At 58.6% G+C, this 261-nt stretch carries 1 protein-coding gene; it reads right to left on the bottom strand.

The window, feature by feature from the left end; genetic code table 11:
* Positions 1-261, bottom strand: a 261-nt coding sequence (locus KPG66_RS18310) for a hypothetical protein (RefSeq protein ID WP_442929468.1), incomplete at both ends; no start/stop codon positions are given.

The raw sequence follows: 261 nt of genomic DNA, 5'->3' as shown, positions 1-261 counted from the left end.
CATCCAGTTGCGCTTGACGATGACCCACGAACGTGCCGATTTGATGCGTCAGCTGATTCGCAATCTCGAACCCCGCCTGAATCTTCTGCTTGTCAAAGATCGGCTTGAGCGCGTTATCGCCATCTTGTCCGCTCCACACCTGCTGGTTCAGCCCGGCCAGGCTTTGCGCAACGTCTTGCCCCGTCAAAGCTTGCTGTTGCGCCTCGTCCGTAATGTGAATCGTACCGGCGCTGATCCCGCTCAGCGTCGTGCTGCTGGCCT

Origin of the sequence: Mycetohabitans sp. B2 (genome assembly GCF_021733735.1) — a bacterium.
GTDB classification, from domain to species: Bacteria; Pseudomonadota; Gammaproteobacteria; order Burkholderiales; family Burkholderiaceae; genus Mycetohabitans; species Mycetohabitans rhizoxinica.
Note: the sequence above shows the minus strand (reverse complement) of the source record. Positions and strands in the feature narration are given on the sequence as shown.